The sequence below is a fragment of the Nostoc sp. ATCC 53789 genome (assembly GCF_009873495.1).
Classification (GTDB): Bacteria; Cyanobacteriota; Cyanobacteriia; order Cyanobacteriales; family Nostocaceae; genus Nostoc; species Nostoc muscorum_A.
In genome coordinates, this window is the sequence record NZ_CP046703.1 from 2,974,074 (window position 1) to 2,995,286 (window position 21,213).

Sequence of the window (21,213 nt, forward strand, 5' to 3'; positions counted from 1 at the left end):
TTTGTCGTTTTTTAGTCTAAACACAAATTGGGAGAATAACGGAAAAATTGCTTGTTAGTGGTAACTAGGATGAGATAATTATTCTGTGGAACGGGAATACTGGTCGCAGTCCAATAACCAAAAGACCTGACCAATTTAATATGCGATGAATCTTGCTAGTGCCACTGATTGAACAGAGGTATTTATTGTGGCACTGTAGGCTTGGATGACTGTCGTTTTTTATTTATGTTGGTAAACAATCCACAATCTACTGATGCTATATAGACGGTTTGGACGCACAGAATTACAGATGCCAGTGTTTTCCTGCGGTGGCATGAGATATCAGTTTAAGTGGCAGGATGTCCCCAATAATGAAATTCCTGCTGATAACCAGGCAAATCTGGAAGCGACGATTAGAAGGGCGGTGGAGGTTGGGATTAATCATATTGAAACTGCTCGTGGTTATGGCACTTCCGAAATGCAATTGGGAAGAGTTCTACCCCAGCTTCCCCGTGAAAAGTTGATTGTTCAAACCAAAATCAGTCCCAAGGAAGATGCGAAAGAATTCCGCGAGACATTTGAACAATCCTTGAAAAATCTTCAGCTAGATTATGTCGATCTACTGGGATTGCACGGTATCAACCATACTGAGTCATTAGACTATAGCATCCGTCCCGGTGGTTGCTTGGAAGTAGCACAGCAGTTGCAAGCAGAAGGAAAAGTTAGATTTATTGGTTTTTCCACACACGGATCAACAGATATAATTGTGCAGACAATTAATACCAATCTATTTGATTACGTGAACCTGCACTGGTACTACATTAATCAATGGAATTGGGCGGCAATTGAAGCAGCTAAACGCCACGATATGGGGGTGTTTATCATTAGTCCATCTAATAAAGGAGGTTTGTTGTATGAACCTCCACAAAAATTAGTGAATCTTTGCGCTCCTTTGAGTCCAATGGTGTTTAATGATTTGTTTTGTTTGAGTCATCAAGAGGTGCATACTCTGAGTGTGGGAGCAGCAAAACCACAAGATTTTGATGAACACCTGAAGACTTTAGAATTAGTAGATCGGGCATCAGAAATTTTGCCGCCCATCTTAGCAAGGTTGGAAGAAGAAGCGATCGCTACTTTGGGAGAAGATTGGGTAAAATCCTGGGAAACAAATCTACCAACTTACGAGCAAACCCCTGGTGAGGTCAACATTCGGGTGATTTTGTGGCTGCGGAATTTAGCGATCGCCTACGACCTGGTAGATTATGGCAAAATGCGCTACAACCTACTTGGTGAGGGCGGTCACTGGTTTCCTGGTAATAAAGCGGATCGGCTAGAGGAATTAAACTTGCAGCAATGTCTTGCCCGCAATCCTCATGCCGATAAAATCCCCCAATTTCTGGAGCAAGCGCATCAGATGTTGGCGGGTGAAGCGGTCAAACGTCTATCTAAGACTTGACGAATAGGGAATTAGGAATTGGAAATTGGGCGAGAAATAACTCCTAACTCCTGTACAGACGCGATTAATCGCGTCTCCTAACTCCTCAACGATCGCTAGTCAGATTTTTTCGTATCTGCTGATTTAGTTGCCTTCGGTACCACTAGCACTTTGTCAACGCGGTTCCCATCCATATCCATCACTTCAATTCGCATACTTTGCCATTCAAAATGATCTGCGGCGGCAGGAATACGACCTAAATGGGTGATGACAAAACCGCCCAAGGTTTGATAACTGCCGCGTTCCTCGGATTCCCACTCTTCCATACCAAAAAGTTCTAAAAACTCCTCTACAGGTAACATCCCATCCAAAAGCCAGGAACCATCTTCGCGTTGCACAGCTTGGGGTTGATCCTGTCCATCTGTTGAAGGAACATCACCTACGATTTCGCTCATGATGTCGTTGAGAGTAACTAATCCTTGTATTACGCCGTATTCATCCACTACTAGTGCCATGTGAGTAATGGTTTGCTTGAACAATTCCAAAACTTTTAATCCACGGGTACTTTCTGGCACGAATACGGGCTGTCGCAAGCCCACTGTTAAGTCTAGCGCTTCTCCTCGGAAACTCCTGGCTAATAAGTCGGTGACAGGTATTACACCCAGCACGTTGTCAAGTCCCGCCTGACAAACTGGATAGCGAGAATAGGCACTATCAACCATTTTTTGGCGATTTTCTTCGGCAGTGTCTTCTAAATCTAACCAGACGATATCGGGACGGGGTGTCATTAAGTAGCTGACGGGGCGATCGCCTAAACGAAAGACTCGCTCTACCATATCCTGTTCGGCTTCCTCAAAGGTTCCCGCCTCAGTGCCTTGCTCAATTAAGATTTTTATTTCTTCTTCGGTGACTTGCGGCTCAGTAGAAGCTGTAATTCCCAGCACTCGTAAGATCAAATCTGTAGAAGCACTTAAGAGATATACCATTGGCGAAGCGATCGCTGATAAGGCACGCATTGGAATAGCTACAGTCGAGGCAATTCTTTCTGGGTTGTTTAATGCCAGACGCTTTGGTACTAATTCGCCAACAATGAGTGACAAATAGGTAATGATCAAAACCACTACTCCAAAAGATATCGGTTCACTATAAGGTGCTAAAAAGGGTACAAGTTTTACATAGACTGCCAGTCGGTTGGCAATTGTTGCTCCTCCAAAAGCACCAGTTAGGATACCGATCAGGGAAATACCCACTTGAACAGTTGACAGGAAATGATTTGGAGACTCCGCTAATTTCAATGCTGCCATTGCCTTGGCATCTCCTTGATTGGCAAGCTGCTGTAGCCTGACTTTCCGGGCTGAGACAATCGCCATCTCAGACATAGAAAACACGCCGTTGGCAATAATTAGCACCAAAATGATTAAAATTTCAAAAGTGATGGAGGACATGTTTAAAATTGCCGCTTATCAGAGCGAATGTAGCTCAATACCTAGTATCTAGTATTAAAGGTGCTTCTATAAATGCTTTGACTGTACAAAAAGTAGTAGTTATAGTTCTTAAGTCTATTAGTTGCGGTGCATTATTCTTCCACCCAAAGAATAAGAAGGTTGTCAATACTTTTAGAATAGTTGACATAAACTGCCTCAAAATTTTCTGACTCACAAAGACTCCCACCGCTAGTAGTACTTATGTCATTTTCTTCTATTGTGCGTGCCTTAGCGCGATCGCCGCTCACCACTGAATTTATTTCTAAGCTAAACCGACAACAAGAATTGCGGTTAAATGGCATTTCTCGATTGCCCAAGGGTTTGGTTGCTTCGGCATTAGCCCAGTCTCAGGGTAAGAATTTGTTCGTAGTTTGCGCCACACTGGAAGAAGCTGGACGAGTTTATGCACAACTGGAGGCAATGGGATGGCAAACAGTACATTTTTATCCCACCTCCGAGGCTTCTCCCTACGAACCTTTTGACCCGGAAACTGAGATGAGTTGGGGGCAAATGCAGGTATTGGCGGATTTAAGTATGGGGAATGGGGAATGGGGAATGGGGAATGGGGAAGAAAACCAGATTCCAATTCCTAATTCTCAGTTACCCAAGATGGCAATTGTGGCTACTCAAGGGGCACTGCAACCACATTTGCCACCACCAGAAGCTTTTGGGGAATTCTGTCTTACCCTAAAGCGGGGGATGGAATTAGACTTAAATGCCTTCAGTGAGAAAATCACGATTCTGGGGTATGAACGAGTACCTCTGGTGGAAATGGAAGGACAATGGAGCCGACGGGGTGATATTGTTGATGTTTTCCCAGTTTCATCTGAGTTTCCAGTCAGGTTGGAATGGTTTGGCGATGAAATCGAGCAAATGCGGGAATTTGACCCTGCAACCCAACGTTCCGCACTCGATAAAGTTGACCAGTTAATTCTTACCCCCACTAGCTTTGCTCCTATCGTCATGGCGGCACTGAAGAGTGCTGAGTTGCGAGTGGTGAGTGCTGAGTTAAATCCTGACTCTGAACTTAGCACTGAAAACTCATCATTGTTGGAGGGTAGTCGTCGCTTTTTGGGGTTGGCTTTTGAGCAACCAGCATCTCTGCTAAATTACCTATCAGAAAATACCTTGATTGCTATTGATGAGCCAGAACAGTGCCATGCTCATAGCGATCGCTGGGTCGAAAATGCTGAGGAACAATGGGGAGTAGGGAATAGGGAACTGGGAATAGGGAATGGGGAGGAATCTACCCCCACTCCCCTAACATTGCCGAAAATTCACCGATCGTTTGATGAGTGTTTGGCTGACATTGCCAAATTTAAAACACTATATTTATCGGAACTGTCAGAGGAAAATAGTGGGATCAATCTTTCAAGCCGATCGCTTCCAGTCACGCCACACCAGTTTGCTAAACTAGCTGAAACCATCCGTCAAGAACGCGATCGCAATTTCTCAATCTGGCTACTTTCTGCTCAACCTTCGCGTTCTGTATCGCTGTTGCAAGAACATGATTGTCCAGCCCAGTTTATCCCCAATCCCCGCGACTACCAAGCGATAGATAAGCTGCAAATTAACCATATTCCTATAGCCCTAAAATATTCTGGTCTTGCGGAACTGGAAGGTTTTATTCTGCCAACATACCGAATAGTAATCGTTACAGATCGGGAATTTTTTGGGCAGCATTCCTTGGCGACTCCCGGCTATATCCGCAAGCGCCACAAAGCTACTTCTAAACAAGTTGATCCCAATAAGCTCCGTCCAGGCGATTATGTAGTTCACAGAAATCATGGTGTTGGCAAATTTGTCAAGCTGGAAAGTTTGACAATTAATAACGAAACCCGTGATTATTTAGCGGTGCAGTATGCTGATGGGTTACTCAGAGTTGCCGCCGATCAAGTGGGTGCTTTATCTCGGTTTCGCGCCGGAGGTGATAAAGCACCGGAACTCAACAGGATGACTGGTAAAGCTTGGGAAAATACCAAGAATAAAGTCCGCAAAGCCATCAGAAAATTGGCGGTGGACTTGTTGAAACTGTATGCAGCGCGATCGCAACAACAAGGTTTTAGCTTTCCAAGTGATATGCCTTGGCAGGAGGAATTAGAGGATTCTTTCCCTTACCAACCCACAACGGATCAGCTCAAAGCTGTACAAGATGTCAAACGCGACATGGAAAGTGATCGCCCAATGGATCGCTTAGTTTGTGGCGATGTCGGTTTTGGAAAGACGGAAGTGGCGATTCGTGCTATTTTCAAAGCAGTCACCGCCGGTAAACAAGTGGCACTCCTTGCGCCAACGACAATTTTAACACAGCAGCATTACCATACACTCAAAGAGCGTTTTGCACCTTACCCCGTGAATGTCGGTTTGCTCAACCGTTTTCGTTCGGCTGAAGAACGCCGCGATATTCAAAAGCGATTGGCAACGGGTGAACTAGATGTAGTTGTTGGTACACAGCAACTTTTGGGTAAAGGCGTGATGTTCCGGGATTTAGGACTGTTGGTTGTGGATGAAGAACAGAGGTTTGGGGTAAACCAGAAAGAAAAAATTAAAAGCCTGAAAACTCAAGTGGACGTGCTTACCCTCTCCGCCACACCCATTCCCCGGACTTTGTATATGTCCTTGTCGGGAATTAGGGAAATGAGTTTAATTACTACACCACCCCCAACTCGACGAGCGATTAAAACCCATCTGTCACCGATAAATTCTGAAAGTATCCGCAGTGCAATTCGTCAAGAATTAGATAGAGGTGGACAAGTTTTTTATGTAGTTCCGCGAGTGGACGGGATTGAAGAAACCACAGCCAATTTACGAGAAGTGATCCCAGGAGCTAGATTTGCGATCGCTCACGGTCAAATGGATGAAAGCGAGTTAGAATCAACCATGCTCACTTTCAGCAATGGTGATGCAGACATCCTCGTTTGTACGACAATTATTGAATCTGGCTTAGATATTCCGCGAGTCAACACCATTTTGATTGAAGATGCTCATCGCTTTGGTTTGGCACAACTGTATCAATTACGCGGTCGTGTGGGGCGTGCAGGTATCCAAGCTCATGCTTGGTTATTTTATCCTAAGCAACGGCAATTATCTGATGCGGCACGGCAAAGATTACGAGCAATTCAAGAATTTACTCAGCTAGGTTCTGGATATCAGCTAGCGATGCGCGACATGGAAATTAGAGGCGTGGGTAACTTGCTAGGTGCAGAACAATCCGGTCAAATGGATGCCATCGGCTTTGATTTATACATGGAAATGCTAGAAGAAGCAATTCGGGAAATCCGAGGACAAGAAATTCCGAAAGTGGAGGATACCCAGATTGACCTTAACCTGACGGCATTTATCCCAGCAGATTATATTACCGATTTGGATCAAAAAATGAGTGCTTATCGGGCGGTGGCAACAGCTAAATCAAAATCAGAATTAAATCAGATTGCAGCCGAGTGGAGCGATCGCTATGGTAGTTTACCAGTACCTGCAAATCAACTTTTGCGAGTCATGGAACTCAAACAGCTAGCCAAAAAGCTCGGATTTAGCCGCATTAAGCCAGAACAAAAGCAGCACGTGGTTTTAGAAACACCGATGGAAGAACCAGCTTGGAATTTGTTGGCGGCGAATTTACCAGACAATCTCAAGACGCGCTTTGTGTATTCTCCAGGTAAAGTGACGGTGCGCGGGTTAGGAGTTTTTAAAGCAGATCAACAATTGCAGAATTTGATTGATGCTTTTGGGAGAATGCAAGGTGCGATTCCAGAGGCTGCTGTTGTTTGATTGGGAGAAAAAGATTATTCATCAAATGAAAACCTAAGCTATCTGAAGAAGATTTACTTTAATTTCAAATTAATACTCTGATTCATCTAGTAACTTGCTTGGTTCACCGGGGTAGAAATCATAGTCCACAATCTCTACTAAACTGTAAGGAGACTCTACCGGAAAAGTCCGTTTGGGCAAATCTGTTTCTCCAACAGCCAATTCGACACCTTTAAGGTAGGCTTTGCGAAGTGCTTCTTCAAGGTAAGGTTTGAGGCTAGGATTGTCTTCAAGCAGTTCAGCAATATCTAAGCGTTGAATACGAACTGTTGCTAACCAACGACGGCTACGGCGTTGAGGCTGGTACTGCCATTTTAGTAAATGTCCAATCAACACACTTAGATGGTTTCGCAGTTCTTGACGTTGCTGTTTACCCAAAGATTGAATCTCCTCAATTAGATTTTGCAGATCAATCTGACTCCACTGCTCATTGCAAAGTAAACTAACTTGTTCCTGCGTCCAAGCGTAAAAATCAGTTTCGTAGAGGCTTGCTGAAGCCATTGGTATCTTTGGGTTTGTTTCAGGTACACCCATTACGTTAGTTCAACCTCAACGTCTTTGCTTTTATTGTAGAACTGTGTCAAATTCTCTTAGTACTCTTGAGAGAGATTGCTTGCTCGTACTCAAACTCTACTACTTGGGCTATGGAGCGATCGCACCCTAACAACCCCAACAGAGTGCAAGCAGAGATAATTTATAGTATGACTTTCGTAACGATTAACAGCCATGACTGAGCTACTTGAACAAGCGATCGCTAAACTAAAAAATTTACCTGCCAATGAACAAGATGCGATCGCAGCGATGATGTTGGCAGAACTAGAAGATGAACGCCGTTGGGATGAAGCTTTTGCCCGTTCTCCAGATATGCTTGCCAAACTTGCAGCCGAGGCAATGGCTGAATACCGTGTAGGTAAAACCCAAGAGTTAGATCCAGATAAATTGTGAAGTCACGTATAACTGCTCAGTTTCGTCAAGGGTTTGCTGATCTACCTGGGCAAGTTCAAGAGCAAACACATGAGGCATACCGCCTTTTCAAACAAGATCCGAGCCATCCAAGCTTGCGCTTCAAAAAAGTTCAATAGAACTACCAATTTATTCAGCACGAATTAGCAAAAATTATCGAGCGGTTCGACAGTTAGATGGTGATATTGTTATTTGGTTTTGGCTTGGTTCACACGCAGAGTATAACAGGTTGCTCTCTCAGTTGTAGCGACGCAGTGCGATCGCATACTCCATTTGGATCAAAAGATGAGCGCTTACATGAAGTTGAAATTTTCAAATGATTTATAAATATTCAAAAAATACTTCAGGAACTAATCGTAATTCACCAGATTTAAAGCGAGAGATATCTATCCATAACGCTTTATGTTTATGATGTTGTGATTCTGAAAAAATTAGACTTTCCAGTTGATAAAATTTTGAATCAACAAAGTCACATTGATAAAGCTGAATGATTTCATGACCTTGCCTACCATTAAATGTAAACAGGTTCTCTATACAACCTAGATATTTAATATTCGTTAAGTCTGCCTGAATTTCCTCTTGAAACTCTCGTTTTAAGGCGGCGTGGCTGGCTTCGCCAAAATCAACACCACCGCCTAAAGCCCGATAAAATGTTTCTTGCTTTACGGGATCATAGCCTTCAGAAACAAATATGCGTTCTCCATCCCGAATTAGCCCCAAGGCTATTACCCTAATTTCACCTGCTTTATTCATTTTTATAACTAATTATCATAAATAGACTGAGGACGACTTTCGCTATCCTCAATAGGCCAATCTGGATTTTCGCCACCGATGTACAATTCTTCAATGGTGACGTATTCCTGACTTAGCTGGGTGAGAGCGTTGATTAAGATATCTAATGCGATCGCATCACTGGTTCCTAAGTCAAACCAACAACGTCCCCACTGTCCCTCATATTCAAACTCACCAATGTTGTGCATCAGTGCTAGCAAGCTTTTGTCATACCCTTGCTCATCATAATTCATGTAGCTGATATCGAGTCCAGTGTCCTGCACCTGAAGATTCTCTGCGTTAAATGCGCCCAATTTACCTAGATAAAACCAGGAATTGAAAACTTCTTCTACATACTGTTTTTCACGTGCAGAAGGATTTGTACTGAATTTCAGCCAAATCCACATATCAAAAGGATTAATCTCGCGGAACTGAATTTCCATTTTGGTCTAATATCTCAATTACTGTTCTGCAAATAAGCATATCAAAGTAGGGTATGGGGAATGGGGAATTGGGAATTGGGGCTAAGGATTGTTAAGGCTAGCAGCATTTTTGCGTTCACTCTCAATTTGTTTGACTAAATCGCTTGGGAGTTGGGATTTTTTAGTTAATGCTTTGTCAAAATTAGTGATCGCTTCCCGAATCATCTGCTGGCTTTTTTCTTTTTGCCCCAGTTCTTTCAGGATTTGGGCTTTGAGATAATAAATTTCTGGATTATCGGATGTGGTTTTGATCGCGCGGTTGACATATTCTAGTGCCTGCGGATACCTTTTTAAATCCCGGTAAGCAAGAGCAATACCGCGATCAACGAGATACCCAGGAGCGGCATTTTTTTCTAAGCGTCCAATTGACTGATCGGGACTAGCAAAAGGCAAATTAACCGCCAACAACAAATCCATATAACCCTTGATTAAATTCAGTTCTGGATCGTTGGCAGAAATTGCTTCGGCTTTATCTAAATATTCATAAACTTGCCGCAGCCTACTAAAAGCTTGCGGCACACCGTTGACTGTACCCTCACGGGTGATAATTATTGCTCCTTCTAAAAAATGACCAACAGCAGTGTATAAATTACCACGCAATGGATCGTTGGGAACCAGTTTTTGTCCGGTTTCTAGAGTTTTCTGACTGTAGGTGGCAAGTTTAGCCCAATCCTTATTTCCGTATGCCAAAGATGCCTTCATCGCATAAGCTAGAGGTTCATTTGGTTCTTTAGATATTGCTTGTTCTAAATAACGCTCTGCTGCTGGATAGTTACCCTGCTGGAAAATCGCTTTAAAAGCTGCTTCTGTTTGGTCGCCAATTTGATGAGGTTCGTTATTGCGAAACGGATCGCCAGCCAGAGAGGGATTTACCCACAGATTAAGTGCGATTGCCCAAGGGACAACGCCAAAGGCGAACGCAGCACCAAAAGCAGTCTGAGCAAAAGCATTAAGTCTGGTTGGCACTAGTAATCGAGGCGAAGAAAACCTTTTAGTCATTTTAACCCTCAGAATAATTGCGGTTGAAATAGTTGTATGTGTTACTTAGAATGCAAAAAATGATTAATTTTTACACTGAGCGACTTGCCTTGACTTGTGCCGAGCGGCTTGCCCTGAGCGCAGTCGTTGGCGCAGCCTCTCGTAGAGAAGGGAGCCGAGGTAGCTCAGTCAAAAGGAGTCGAAGTGTTAACTTGCTTCTGCCTCAACCAAAATTTTCTTATATAAAGATTGACTTTGGTAATTTTTCCATGTTTCCAGGCTCGTCATAACCAAAGTTTTCAGGGTGAGTCTGCCACAATGGAGAAAAATTGGATGATTCTTGCTGCTAGATTAAGCTGTTAATCCAGGTAATGCATTATAAATTTTTCCAGAATTTTCCAGGTACTCTCAGTGTAGCTAATCAGTAATTTGCTGACTTTTTGGTAATCTTAACAAATGCTCTATCTCCGAAATGTAAATTATCACCCCACAGCGTGTCCAACAGCGATTCTTAAATCGATCAACTTGGAATTAGCACCCCAGCAGCTAGGTCTGATTATCGGCCCCAGTGGTTCTGGAAAAAGTACTTTATTAGAAATTTTGTCAGGATTAGCCGAACCCACTACTGGCGCACTCTTCTGGCGGGAACAAGAACTTGTAGCCGAACAGCTACAACAATTAGCTGGGTTGGTATTTCAGTTTCCAGAACGGCACTTTTGTGGTGGTTCGATTTTAGAAGAATTGCGTTTAGGACATCCTGAGTTAGGGTCAGAACGAGTTAGACAGGCCCTGACTGAGGTGGGATTAGAACATTTATCACTTTCTGCTGCTCCCCATGCTTTGAGTGGTGGTCAACAGAGGCGTTTAGCTTTAGCAGTGCAATTGATTCGCCAGCCAAATTTATTGTTATTGGATGAACCCACTGCTGGGTTAGATTGGTCAATGCGTCGGCAACTGGTAAATTTATTAGCAAAACTGAAACAAGATTGGACGCTATTGGTAGTAACACACGATGCTGGGGATTTGTTAGCGATCGCAGATCGTTGCTGGACACTCAACCACGGCGAACTACAATCAGTAGACCCAAAGACATTAGAATCCAAAGTCAAAGAACCTCTACCATCGGTATGAAAGGGGACTGGGGACTGGAGAAAAAAGAATACCCAATGCCCTATCCCAATTGACAAATGACCAATGACAAATGACAAATGACAAATGACAAACTTATTGCCTGAAATGGCAGAAATATGGCAGCAAACTCTGAATTGGCAACCAACTGTCCAACAGCAAGGGCAATTCCAAAAGCTTTATGAGTTAATCCTAGAAGGTAATCGTCAACTAAATTTAACTCGCATTACTGATCCCCAAGAGTTTTGGGAAAAACATCTCTGGGATTCTCTACGAGGAATTCTACCCGTATTATCAGGAAATTTACCTCTGGCTTCCCCTAATATCATTGATATTGGTACAGGTGCAGGTTTTCCAGGTGTTCCAGTGGCAATGACAGTACCTAATTGCACAATTACTCTTCTCGATTCCACTCAGAAAAAAATTACTTTTCTCGACAATATATTAACTGAACTTGCCCTTACTAATACTAAAACTCTTGTTGGTAGGGCTGAGGAAATCGGTCAGTACTATAAGCATCGAATGGCTTATGATATTGCACTGATACGCGCTGTAGGGGCGGTTTCTGTTTGTGCAGAATATACCCTACCACTGCTCAAACAGGGAGGTTTAGCCATAATTTATCGCGGTAATTGGACAAAGGATGAAACAACAGCTTTGCAGAATGCTGTGAAGCTGTTGGGTGGCGTTATTGAATCAATCGAACAATTTACAACACCCTTGAGTCACAGCATCCGGCACTGTGTGTATTTGCGTAAGGTAGCCACCACACCAATTCAGTTTCCCCGTCCTATTGGTGTACCTACTCAAAAGCCTCTTTGACTAATTCGTAATGGGCTACGCCCCGCTACGCTAACGTAATTAGAAAGAGTGCAAGTTTCCAATGGTTGGAATTATGAATTACTTTGATAGGAGCGGAATATCAATATCCCAATGTTTAAGCAAGTTTACTGGCTGCTGCAAAACGCTTGTTAATCTCATCCCAATTAACCACATTCCACCAAGCATCTAAATAATCGGCGCGGCGATTTTGGTAATTGAGATAATATGCGTGTTCCCATACGTCATTACCTAAAATGGGATATTTACCTGTACTTAAGGGACTATCTTGGTTAGCTGTAGTTGTCACTTCTAACTTGCCACCTTTATTACGCACTAGCCAAACCCAACCACTACCAAAACGGCTAGCACCAGCTTCATTAAACTGTTTTTTGAAAGCTGCAAAACTACCAAAACTTTGATTAATTGCAGAGGCTATATTTCCTGTTGGTTCTCCCCCGCCTTTTGGCTTCATAATTTCCCAGAACATTGAGTGGTTCACATGACCACCGCCATTATTGCGTACTGTTCTGCGAATATCTTGTGGTATAGTGTCAAGTTTCTGCAACAGTTCTTCAATAGTTTTGCCTTTGAGTTCTGGGTATTTATCTAACGCTGCATTCAAGTTTTTTACATAAGTTGCGTGGTGCTTATCATGGTGAAACTGCATCGTTTTAGCATCGATGTGTGGTTCAAGTGCTTCGTAGGCGTAAGCTAAAGGCGGTAGTTGGATAGCACCTGGTTTATCTGATGTTTTATTTAGTCTTGTATTTGGTGTTGTTTCAGGAGTTGCAGTATTTCCATTGGGAGATTTCTCTGCTGATGCACAAGCATCTAATGCAAAAGCACCCGTACCGGCTGTAAGTAAAAACAAGAAATTGCGTCGATTAATAGCCATATAACTTTTTGCAGCTAATCAATTAAGTCTCTATTGCAGTTTTTATTTTCTTAGATTTTGGCTACAAAAAATTGGGAATTGTGATTATTTCTGGCAGTTTAAGAAACTATTTATCATAAAATTGGGTAAAAGACCCCGTGCTTACTTCGGCTACGCTCAGTAAGCACCACGCAATGCTTTAATTTACTAGAGTTATATTCTCCATTAAATGTGTGTTAAAACAGTGGAATGTTAACCATGAATTACCGCTATCGAATCTACCCAAACATCACTCAAGAACAGTCGCTCATTGAGTGGATGGATGTTTGTCGCGTTGCCTATAACTATGGGCTGCGAGAAATTAAGGATTGGTGCAATAGCCGGAAATGCATGGTTGATAGATGCTCGATTAGCCATGAATATATCATGGCTGCGGATGCTCCTTTCCCTAGCGAAGTTTTGCAGCTTAATGCCCTGCCAAGTGCAAAAAAGGCATTCTCTCGGTTAGGAGAAGTACCAAGTCAAGTTTTGCAGCAAGCTATCAAGCAGTTACATCGTGCATGGGAGGGATTTCAGAAAGTTGGGCATGGGTTCCCCAGGTTTAAAAAGTTTGGGCAATTCAAGTCTTTGTTGTTTCCCCAGTTTAAAGAAAATCCTGTAGTTGGATTAAATATCAAACTTCCTAAACTAGGTATTATTCCAATTAACTTACATCGCCCAATTCCAAATGGATTTGTGGTTAAGCAAGTTCGGATAATCAACAAAGCGGATATTTGGTACGCTTCCATTAATATTCAATGTAATGTTAATGTTCCCTCACCAATGCCATACGGACACCCGATTGGGGTAGATGTCGGGCTTGAAAAGTTTTTAGCAACTAGTGACGGTGTTCTTGTAAAGTCGCCCAAGTTTCTGAAAGTGATGCAAAGCAAGCTGAAATTGCTGCAACGCAGACTTTCTAGAAAAAAGAAGCGCTCTTTAAATTACAAGAAGCAAAGGATTAAGATTGCTAGACTTCACCACACGATTGATAACACCCGTAAGGATTTCCACTTCAAGCAAGCTCATGCCCTTTGCGATACTGGCGATATGGTCTTCATGGAAGACTTGGATTACCGAACTCTTGCAAAAGGGATGCTAGGCAAACAAATTCTTGATGCTGGGTTTGGACAGTTCCGAACTATTGCCAAGTATGTTTGTTGGAAACGTGGTAAATTCTTCGGTGAAGTTAGTGCAAGAGGGACATCTCTTGAATGTCCTGAGTGTGGGGCAGAAGTTAGAAAGGATTTAAGTATTAGAGTACATTATTGTCTTAGTTGCGGATACAAAACAGATCGTGATGTTGCTAGTGGTCAAGTAATGAGAAATAGAGGAATAGCCCTCATTAGTACGGCGGGACACGTCGGAACCCAAAATGCCTACGCAGACGGTTTGCCGGGGACTGAGATATCTCGGTCTAGGTCAAAGTCGAAAACCCGTAAGGGAGCAACTAGGAAAACTAAGAAGTGATTCTTAGATGCTCCGAGGCTTCAGCCCGGAGTCATGTCACAAAATTCTGTCGCCAGTTTTGGGATCAAATACAAACAAGTGATTTAAATCAAGTTGTAGAGAAAGGCGATCGCCTGGACGGGGACGCACATCCGCGCCTACCTGAATATTCAACACCACCGCCGAACCAGGTAAACCAGCACGAATCAAAGTTTCTCTTCCCAAAGGTTCCACCACCTTAACTTCTACAATCAGGTGACTCTCATTTGCTTCTTGGCGACTTGGTGAATCAGCGCTGTAGGAGGGTTTCCCGCCGTAGGCGACTGTGAACCCGGAGGGCGGTTCGTTAATAAAAATATGCTCTGGACGAATCCCCAAATCATAACTGTGTTCCTGACGCAACTGTAATTTTTCTTTTACAACTGCTGGAATTGTTAATAACTGTCCACTGACATCAAAACCGTTATTTTGATAGATTGCAGGCAAAATATTCATCGGTGGACTCCCTAAAAAACTTGCCACCATCTGATTAGCAGGACTTGCATAAATAGTTTGGGGATCGCCGATTTGTTGAATTCGCCCGCGATTTAGCACGACTATTTTATCAGCCAAAGTCATTGCTTCAACTTGATCGTGGGTGACGTAAATTGTGGTAATTCCTAATTCTTGATGTAACTGTTTTAATTCTGCCCTTGTATCGTCGCGTAATTGGGCATCTAAATTAGATAAAGGTTCATCAAGTAAAAAAACTTGGGGTTCACGAGCGATCGCTCTTCCTAATGCTACCCGTTGTTGCTGTCCCCCAGAAAGTTGTTTGGGTTTACGATCCAGCAAGTGATCCAGAGAAAGCGATCGCGCCACATTCATCACCCGTTCTTGAATGATTTTTCGATCAACCTTCCGCATTTGCAAGCCAAAGCCGATATTTTCCGCCACGCTCATGTGAGGATAGAGGGCGTAGTTTTGGAACACCATCGCCACATCTCGCTGTCTGGCTGGGATATTATTCACCAAGCGATCGCCAATAAAGAGTTTGCCTGATGTAGCGGTTTCTAAACCAGCGATCGTTCGCAAAATTGTAGACTTACCACAACCCGATGGCCCAACTAAAACCCAAAACTCTCCATCAGGAATTTCAAAGGTAATGTCCTCGATCGCAGTGACATTATTGAATCTACGCTTAATATCTTCTAGACGAACATTTGCCATTATCTGATTTGATATTTTCAGTTTAGGATCATGCGGCACTTCCAACTAAGTACTAAGAGGTTTGATCCACACCCTCCGAGGAACTGTGAGGCTGCTTTACAAATGTAGAACTCTAATCAGAAATCTTAGAGCCTTATTCATAGCATCGGCATTAGGAAAAACCTCTGCAACATCAGGTTCTAAACGAATTTTCGTCTTACTAAAGCTCTTTCGTTCAGAACCAAACTTTCTGATTTTTAGGCTCTTTAAGTCATACTCTGATCGCAGACGACAGCATGATATTTTTGACTTCTCACACATCCTCTAAACAAAGCTCAATTACTTCTTTCATATTAGCCATCAACTCATCAGTTGTTTCTCCTTGACTGTAACAGGCTTGTAGCTGAGGTACTTCTCCGACATGGTAGCCATCTTCATCCCGTTCAATGATGACGTAGAATTCTCGGTTGGTGGGATTGATCATAATCTATTTGTACGTAGACTCAAAATCATTTTTCTGGATTCTTCGACCAAGCAGGGTGAGAGAGTAAAGAAGCAAAGACTCTTACCCCCCGCAGCTGATTAGAGAGGGGTAAGTGACCTCTAGGCGCACTCAAATCCCAAGTAAAGCTGTTAGGGTATCGCGTCCAGTTATTACCTTCTTTCCAGCCAATTTTCGGCCAGAAATTCTCCCAATTCTTACCCAAACTTAACCAGATTTCTCGCTGCACTGAAAAGCCAAATTTACCTTCGGAGTGGACTAACCAGAGGTTGTTAATAGTTTGCAAGTCAACAGCCGAGGTATTTTCTACCTCAGTAAAGTACAACCATTTTCGTTGTACAGCCGTTGGCCCTGATAATTCACACATTTTTTCGATGGTGACGCGATCGGCTGCTTGAAAGTCTTGAGCAGCAAGTAGCTGTTGCAAAGAATTGTAGTTAATCCCGCACTCTGATTTTAGAGGTACAATTCCTTCAGGAAAACAGGAGCGCAAAAATTCTTTGGCTTGAGGTGCATCAGAGCTGTAAAGGACTTGGTAAGCTTTGCCATCAATCCAAGTCGCTGGGTTCTCACGTCGTTTCAGTAAAAATTCCATCAACACGTCTAATCCCTCATTACCCAACTCAGCTAACTGTGGGATTATCTGTTGTTGGACTTTTTCAGACCCGGCGATTAATGGTTGTCGGAGAGAGTCAATGTCATTTGCAGGGCCTGATAAAATCATTGGGTCTGTCATGCCATTCTTGTGTTAACGGTCAGTGAAAGAGCGGTAAGCTATCGGGCTTCACCTTGGAAAAGTATTGATAGCGAAAAGTAGTTTACTATTTTTAATCGTACAAAATTGCGATCGCTTCACTGAAATCCCACACTTAATCCCCAAATAATGTACAAGGGGAATAGGGGGAAAATCTGTGCCTTATGGCTTGGTGAACAAAAGACATAGCAAAATATACAAGCCTGCCACATAAGATTTTTTGAATAGCAGCGTATCGATTAGGAGTGTGTGAACGATGTACGAAAAGATTACCCCCCCCGTAGCCGGAGCAAAAATCACCTTCAAAAATGGTGAACCAATCGTACCGGACAATCCAATTATCCCCTTTATTCGTGGCGACGGCACAGGTATCGACATCTGGCCTGCTACCCAAAAAGTCCTCGATGCTGCGGTAGCCAAAGCATATAAGGGTCAGCGTCAAATTAGTTGGTTTAAGGTTTACGCTGGGGACGAAGCTTGCGATTTATACGGAACTTACCAGTATTTACCTCAAGACACTCTCACGGCAATTGAAGAGTATGGTGTAGCTATTAAAGGGCCTTTGACTACTCCCATTGGGGGAGGAATTCGTTCTTTAAATGTGGCACTAAGGCAAATTTTTGACTTATATGCCTGTGTACGTCCTTGCCGTTACTATGCGGGTACGCCCTCACCCCACAAAAACCCCGAAAAGCTGGATGTAATTGTTTATCGGGAAAATACAGAAGATATTTATTTAGGCATTGAGTGGCGACAAGGTAGCGAAATCGGCGATCGCTTAATTAAGATTCTTAACGAAGAACTAATCCCCGCCACCCCAGAACACGGGAAAAAACGCATTCCTCTTGATTCTGGTATTGGCATCAAACCCATCAGCAAAACTGGTTCCCAACGCCTAGTTAGACGTGCCATCAAACACGCCTTGCTATTGCCCAAAAACAAGCAACAAGTGACTTTGGTGCATAAGGGCAACATCATGAAATACACCGAAGGCGCTTTCCGCGATTGGGGTTATGAACTAGCAACCAGTGAATTCCGCCAAGAAACTGTTACTGAACAAGAATCTTGGATTTTGAGTAACAAGGAAAAAAATCCGAATATTTCTTTGGAAGAAAACGCCCGCCAGATTGAGCCTGGGTTTGATAATCTTACCCCAGACAAGAAAGCGCAAGTTGTCAAGGAAGTTGAAACTGTTCTTAACACAATTTGGGCAACCCACGGCGATGGCAAATGGAAAGAAAAAGTTTTGGTGAATGACCGGATTGCTGACAGTATTTTTCAACAAATCCAAACCAGACCGGATGAGTATTCGATTTTGGCGACAATGAACTTGAACGGCGATTATTTGTCTGATGCCGCCGCCGCCATTGTTGGGGGATTAGGAATGGGGCCAGGGGCAAATATTGGTGATTCTAGTGCCATATTTGAAGCTACCCACGGTACTGCACCCAAACACGCCGGCTTGGATCGGATTAATCCGGGTTCAGTGATTTTGTCTGGTGTGATGATGCTGGAATTTATGGGTTGGCAAGAAGCCGCAGACCTAGTTAAAAAAGGTTTAAGCGATGCGATCGCAAATAGTAAAGTCACCTACGATTTAGCCCGCTTGCTAGAACCGCCTGTTGAACCTTTAAAATGTTCTGAATTTGCCGACGCAATTATTCAGCATTTTGGTTAAGTTTACTAGGGTTAATTAGTCGAATAAAAAGACCTCTCCCTGGTTTTACTACGCAAAACCTGTCCCTCTCCGAGTTGGAGAGGGAAAGAGTTAAACTTTAACTCCAAAAATCTCTTTTTTCTCTCTGCGTTCTCTGTGCCTCTGCGGTTTAAAAGAAATTTTTATAACCACAGAGGCGCAGAGAACACAGAGGTAAAAGAGCTAGCCCTGGCATCATTAATTTCTGGAGATGTCTACTTGCTTTAGCTGTGATTTCGCTAATTTATCAGGTGCGATCGCTCCATTCTCTGTAATGATGGCTGTAATCAACTCAGCCGGAGTCACATCAAAAGCTGGGTTGTAAAAATCGACACCTTCAGGTGTGAGAATAGTATCCCCGACTTGATATATTTCTGTTGGATCGCGTTCTTCAATGGGAATTTTGCTGCCATCGGCTAATTCAAAATCAACAGTAGAAAGGGGCGCAGCCACAAAGAAGGGGATATTATGTGCCTTAGCTGCGATCGCAACACTATATGTACCAATTTTATTAGCAGTGTCGCCATTAGCAGCAATGCGATCGGCACCCACAACTACAGCATGAATCAAACCCTGTTTCATGCAATGGGCTGCCATATTATCAGTAATTAATGTCACTGGAATACCTTCTTGCACACATTCCCAAGCGGTGAGTTTTGCACCTTGTAAGCGGGGACGGGTTTCGTCGGCAAATAAACGTTCTAAACGTCCTTCCCTCCAAGCGGAACGCACAACGCCTAAAGCAGTGCCATAACCAGCCGTAGCTAGCGCCCCAGCGTTGCAGTGAGTAAGTAACGTCAGCTTTTCTGGAGTATTGGGCAAAACTGCCAAACCATTGTCGCCGATTGCTTGACAGGTTTGCAAATCTTCAACGTTGATTGCTTGGGCTGTTTGGAAAAGGGTTTGCTTAATGTCTTCAACAGTTCCCAACGTTTCCTTAGCAACTTTCATCATCCGACTAATTGCCCAAAATAAATTTACCGCCGTCGGACGAGTAGAACCTAACAACTGGGCTACTTTATCTAAGTTTTGCAAAAATTCGTGGCGATCGCTAGTTTCAATTTCCCTTGCGCCAAGATACATTCCATAAGCCGCAGCCACACCAATCGCTGGCGCACCCCGGACAATCATAGTCTTAATCGCCCGCGCCATATCTTCACTACGGTGGATTTCCACAAATGTATATTCGTTGGGTAAGCGCGTTTGGTCAATTAGTGACACCGATTCATTGTGCCAAATAACGGGATAAACGTGGTTTGTAGAAAGTGTCATAGAAAAACGTAGTTAGTGGATAAGTAAGTCGGCGCTAATATTTCAAGCTATGTTAAGAAATTTAACTGTAGGGTGTGTTGTCGCGCAGCGCAACGCATCGTCAAGAATTTAAGATGGCATAACACGACGCTAGTTTGCTCAAGTCGGTAGAACCCGCCCACGCAACTGCCTTCCCTACAGACAATTTATATTTATTCATATACATTGAATTTTCTCGCCGACTTACTCAAGCAATATTTTTTACTTTAATGCACCTTGATGATTTCATTTTAAAAACTAAAATTCAATTAAATATTTTTAGTTTTTTTATGATTTTGCGGCACAGATAATTACTTAATATTTATTTAATTAATTTCTTCCTTAACTGTCTTAACTGTCCTTGCATTCTCATTATAAAAGTGAGACGATATTTCGCTAAAGCATTTAGAAAACTAAATATATAGTTAATATCAAAAATGCTTTTGCCCTAACTCTATGCAAAAGTCACATCTTAATAAAAAGTTGATCTAATTAATCCAAGAGTTTGAAATAACAATATGAAACGTCTCGTTATATGCTGTGATGGAACCTGGCAACAATTAACAAGTGCTTACCCTAGCAATGTGGTTAAGTTAGCTCAATCGGTAAAACCGATGGCTAATGATGGGGTTGCACAAATCGTATTTTATGACGAGGGGGTTGGAGCTGAGGGTCAAAAGGTTTTAGGGGGAGCTACCGGACTAGGAATCGATAGAAATATAGAAGATGGCTATCGATTTCTGAGCCTCAACTATGTTCCTGGTGACGAAATCTATCTGTTCGGTTTCAGTCGTGGTGCTTACACAGTTAGAAGTCTAGCGGGGATGATCTATTGCTCCGGTCTTCTAGACCGTCCCCATGTCACCAAAGCCCATGAAGCTTATGAGCTTTACCGTAAACGAGGTGTTAAACCAAAAGATCAGGAAGCTGTGGAATACCGTCAAGCTTACGGCGATCGCGTCCCTATCACCTTGTTGGGTTGTTTTGACACCGTTGGGGCCCTTGGTATTCCTGGGATACCCGCCTTCAGCAAGTTGAGCGAGCAGCTGAATAAGCGTTACAGATTCCATGACACTACTTTAAACAAATGTGTTCAGAATGCCTTGCACGCGGTGGCGATCGACGAAATCCGTGAAGTCTTTGATGTCACTCCCATGACAAAGCATCCTGATGCTGAAAACCAGCGAGTGATTCAAAAGTGGTTCCCTGGCGCACATGGCTGTGTTGGTGGTGGAACTAAAGAACATAGTGGGTTATCAGATGCCGCCTTACAGTGGATGATTGATTCCATCGGTGAGATGCAATTGGGACTTGACTTCGATACAAGTGTGATTCCCACAGGTATTAACCCCAATTATGAATGCGACTTTAAGAACGATGCTGGATTCTTTAAATTGGCAGGAATCAAGTTTCGTGAGGTTAGCGATACCATTGAAGACCTTCATGAAAGCACGATCAACCGTTTGAAAAGTCGCAAAGACTATCGACCGAAAAATCTACAAAAGATTATTTCTAAACTGAAATAGGTTGAATTAATTTGAGTCATCAAAGTAGAGAAATTTAGACTGCATC

Annotated in this window: 18 protein-coding genes; 8 read left to right on the forward strand and 10 right to left on the reverse strand. The window is 43.0% G+C overall.

Annotated elements, in window-relative coordinates:
• The first annotated feature begins 253 nt into the window (after positions 1-253).
• Complete coding sequence (locus GJB62_RS12195; protein WP_114080435.1) at positions 254-1,435, forward strand: aldo/keto reductase; 1,182 nt, start codon at positions 254-256, stop codon at positions 1,433-1,435.
• Positions 1,436-1,530: 95 nt separating this feature from the next.
• Here the strand turns inward: GJB62_RS12195 and GJB62_RS12200 are convergent, their stop codons facing one another.
• Positions 1,531-2,859, reverse strand: coding sequence for a hemolysin family protein (locus GJB62_RS12200; protein WP_114080436.1), 1,329 nt, complete (start codon positions 2,857-2,859; stop codon positions 1,531-1,533).
• A gap of 240 nt (positions 2,860-3,099) precedes the next feature.
• Here GJB62_RS12200 and mfd point away from each other — a divergent pair, with 240 nt between their 5' ends.
• Positions 3,100-6,666 carry a transcription-repair coupling factor gene (mfd, locus tag GJB62_RS12205; RefSeq protein WP_114080437.1) on the forward strand — a complete coding sequence of 1,189 codons (3,567 nt, stop codon included), beginning with the start codon at positions 3,100-3,102 and terminating at the stop codon, positions 6,664-6,666.
• 69 nt (positions 6,667-6,735) lie between these two features.
• Here the strand turns inward: mfd and GJB62_RS12210 are convergent, their stop codons facing one another.
• Positions 6,736-7,206, reverse strand: coding sequence for a DUF29 domain-containing protein (locus tag GJB62_RS12210; protein WP_209271492.1), 471 nt, complete (start codon positions 7,204-7,206; stop codon positions 6,736-6,738).
• A gap of 225 nt (positions 7,207-7,431) precedes the next feature.
• On the opposite strand from GJB62_RS12210, the gene GJB62_RS12215 reads away from it, so the two are divergent.
• Positions 7,432-7,650: a hypothetical protein gene (locus GJB62_RS12215; protein ID WP_114080439.1), complete on the forward strand. Its 219-nt coding sequence runs from the start codon at positions 7,432-7,434 to the stop codon at positions 7,648-7,650.
• Between the two features lie 339 nt (positions 7,651-7,989).
• Here GJB62_RS12215 and GJB62_RS12225 read toward each other — a convergent pair whose 3' ends face one another.
• The 3 genes from GJB62_RS12225 to GJB62_RS12235 form a co-directional block, all read right to left on the reverse strand.
• Positions 7,990-8,421, reverse strand: coding sequence for an NUDIX hydrolase (locus GJB62_RS12225; protein ID WP_114080440.1), 432 nt, complete (start codon positions 8,419-8,421; stop codon positions 7,990-7,992).
• Positions 8,422-8,429: 8 nt separating this feature from the next.
• Positions 8,430-8,882 carry a DUF3531 family protein gene (locus GJB62_RS12230; protein WP_069070833.1) on the reverse strand — a complete coding sequence of 151 codons (453 nt, stop codon included), beginning with the start codon at positions 8,880-8,882 and terminating at the stop codon, positions 8,430-8,432.
• Positions 8,883-8,963: 81 nt separating this feature from the next.
• Positions 8,964-9,920, reverse strand: a complete 957-nt coding sequence (locus GJB62_RS12235; protein ID WP_114080441.1) for a Sll0314/Alr1548 family TPR repeat-containing protein — start codon at positions 9,918-9,920, stop codon at positions 8,964-8,966.
• Between the two features lie 435 nt (positions 9,921-10,355).
• Here GJB62_RS12235 and GJB62_RS12240 point away from each other — a divergent pair, with 435 nt between their 5' ends.
• Together GJB62_RS12240 and rsmG are read left to right on the forward strand one after the other, a co-directional pair.
• On the forward strand, positions 10,356-11,030 hold the full coding sequence (locus GJB62_RS12240) for an energy-coupling factor ABC transporter ATP-binding protein (RefSeq protein WP_114080442.1): 675 nt from the start codon (positions 10,356-10,358) through the stop codon (positions 11,028-11,030).
• Between the two features lie 84 nt (positions 11,031-11,114).
• Positions 11,115-11,849, forward strand: coding sequence for a 16S rRNA (guanine(527)-N(7))-methyltransferase RsmG (rsmG, locus tag GJB62_RS12245; RefSeq protein ID WP_114080443.1), 735 nt, complete (start codon positions 11,115-11,117; stop codon positions 11,847-11,849).
• 115 nt (positions 11,850-11,964) lie between these two features.
• Here rsmG and GJB62_RS12250 read toward each other — a convergent pair whose 3' ends face one another.
• Positions 11,965-12,744 (reverse strand): superoxide dismutase, encoded by a 780-nt coding sequence (locus GJB62_RS12250; protein WP_114080444.1) that lies wholly within the window; start codon positions 12,742-12,744, stop codon positions 11,965-11,967.
• 237 nt (positions 12,745-12,981) lie between these two features.
• On the opposite strand from GJB62_RS12250, the gene GJB62_RS12255 reads away from it, so the two are divergent.
• Complete coding sequence (locus GJB62_RS12255; protein WP_245246150.1) at positions 12,982-14,232, forward strand: transposase; 1,251 nt, start codon at positions 12,982-12,984, stop codon at positions 14,230-14,232.
• Positions 14,233-14,268: 36 nt separating this feature from the next.
• On the opposite strand, the gene GJB62_RS12260 is transcribed toward GJB62_RS12255, so the two are convergent.
• The 3 genes from GJB62_RS12260 to GJB62_RS12270 form a co-directional block, all read right to left on the reverse strand.
• A complete protein-coding gene (locus GJB62_RS12260) occupies positions 14,269-15,420 on the reverse strand; it encodes an ABC transporter ATP-binding protein (RefSeq protein ID WP_114080446.1) in 1,152 nt (383 codons plus the stop codon).
• Between the two features lie 292 nt (positions 15,421-15,712).
• Positions 15,713-15,883, reverse strand: coding sequence for a type II toxin-antitoxin system HicB family antitoxin (locus GJB62_RS12265; RefSeq protein ID WP_114080448.1), 171 nt, complete (start codon positions 15,881-15,883; stop codon positions 15,713-15,715).
• A gap of 25 nt (positions 15,884-15,908) precedes the next feature.
• Entirely contained in the window at positions 15,909-16,637 is a 729-nt protein-coding gene (locus tag GJB62_RS12270) for a GUN4 domain-containing protein (protein WP_114080449.1), read from the reverse strand.
• A gap of 274 nt (positions 16,638-16,911) precedes the next feature.
• On the opposite strand from GJB62_RS12270, the gene GJB62_RS12275 reads away from it, so the two are divergent.
• Positions 16,912-18,333, forward strand: coding sequence for an NADP-dependent isocitrate dehydrogenase (locus tag GJB62_RS12275; protein WP_114080450.1), 1,422 nt, complete (start codon positions 16,912-16,914; stop codon positions 18,331-18,333).
• 216 nt (positions 18,334-18,549) lie between these two features.
• Here GJB62_RS12275 and mtnA read toward each other — a convergent pair whose 3' ends face one another.
• Positions 18,550-19,623 carry an S-methyl-5-thioribose-1-phosphate isomerase gene (gene mtnA / locus GJB62_RS12280; RefSeq protein WP_114080451.1) on the reverse strand — a complete coding sequence of 358 codons (1,074 nt, stop codon included), beginning with the start codon at positions 19,621-19,623 and terminating at the stop codon, positions 18,550-18,552.
• Between the two features lie 536 nt (positions 19,624-20,159).
• Here mtnA and GJB62_RS12285 point away from each other — a divergent pair.
• Positions 20,160-21,167, forward strand: coding sequence for a DUF2235 domain-containing protein (locus GJB62_RS12285; RefSeq protein ID WP_114080452.1), 1,008 nt, complete (start codon positions 20,160-20,162; stop codon positions 21,165-21,167).
• Positions 21,168-21,213 lie beyond the last annotated feature (46 nt).

Excerpts from the sequence above, each read along its gene's own strand:
- GJB62_RS12225 (WP_114080440.1), bottom strand. The coding sequence starts at position 8,421 with ATGAATAAAGCAGGTGAAATTAGGGTAATAGCCTTGGGGCTAATTCGG.
- GJB62_RS12230 (WP_069070833.1), bottom strand. The coding sequence starts at position 8,882 with ATGGAAATTCAGTTCCGCGAGATTAATCCTTTTGATATGTGGATTTGG.
- GJB62_RS12200 (WP_114080436.1), bottom strand. The coding sequence starts at position 2,859 with ATGTCCTCCATCACTTTTGAAATTTTAATCATTTTGGTGCTAATTATT.
- GJB62_RS12235 (WP_114080441.1), bottom strand. The coding sequence starts at position 9,920 with ATGACTAAAAGGTTTTCTTCGCCTCGATTACTAGTGCCAACCAGACTT.
- GJB62_RS12210 (WP_209271492.1), bottom strand. The coding sequence starts at position 7,206 with ATGGCTTCAGCAAGCCTCTACGAAACTGATTTTTACGCTTGGACGCAG.
- GJB62_RS12255 (WP_245246150.1), top strand. The coding sequence starts at position 12,982 with ATGAATTACCGCTATCGAATCTACCCAAACATCACTCAAGAACAGTCG.
- GJB62_RS12240 (WP_114080442.1), top strand. The coding sequence starts at position 10,356 with ATGCTCTATCTCCGAAATGTAAATTATCACCCCACAGCGTGTCCAACA.
- GJB62_RS12265 (WP_114080448.1), bottom strand. The coding sequence starts at position 15,883 with ATGATCAATCCCACCAACCGAGAATTCTACGTCATCATTGAACGGGAT.
- mtnA (WP_114080451.1), bottom strand. The coding sequence starts at position 19,623 with ATGACACTTTCTACAAACCACGTTTATCCCGTTATTTGGCACAATGAA.
- rsmG (WP_114080443.1), top strand. The coding sequence starts at position 11,115 with ATGACAAACTTATTGCCTGAAATGGCAGAAATATGGCAGCAAACTCTG.
- GJB62_RS12215 (WP_114080439.1), top strand. The coding sequence starts at position 7,432 with ATGACTGAGCTACTTGAACAAGCGATCGCTAAACTAAAAAATTTACCT.
- GJB62_RS12270 (WP_114080449.1), bottom strand. The coding sequence starts at position 16,637 with ATGACAGACCCAATGATTTTATCAGGCCCTGCAAATGACATTGACTCT.
- GJB62_RS12275 (WP_114080450.1), top strand. The coding sequence starts at position 16,912 with ATGTACGAAAAGATTACCCCCCCCGTAGCCGGAGCAAAAATCACCTTC.
- GJB62_RS12250 (WP_114080444.1), bottom strand. The coding sequence starts at position 12,744 with ATGGCTATTAATCGACGCAATTTCTTGTTTTTACTTACAGCCGGTACG.
- GJB62_RS12260 (WP_114080446.1), bottom strand. The coding sequence starts at position 15,420 with ATGGCAAATGTTCGTCTAGAAGATATTAAGCGTAGATTCAATAATGTC.
- GJB62_RS12285 (WP_114080452.1), top strand. The coding sequence starts at position 20,160 with ATGAAACGTCTCGTTATATGCTGTGATGGAACCTGGCAACAATTAACA.
- GJB62_RS12195 (WP_114080435.1), top strand. The coding sequence starts at position 254 with ATGCTATATAGACGGTTTGGACGCACAGAATTACAGATGCCAGTGTTT.
- mfd (WP_114080437.1), top strand. The coding sequence starts at position 3,100 with ATGTCATTTTCTTCTATTGTGCGTGCCTTAGCGCGATCGCCGCTCACC.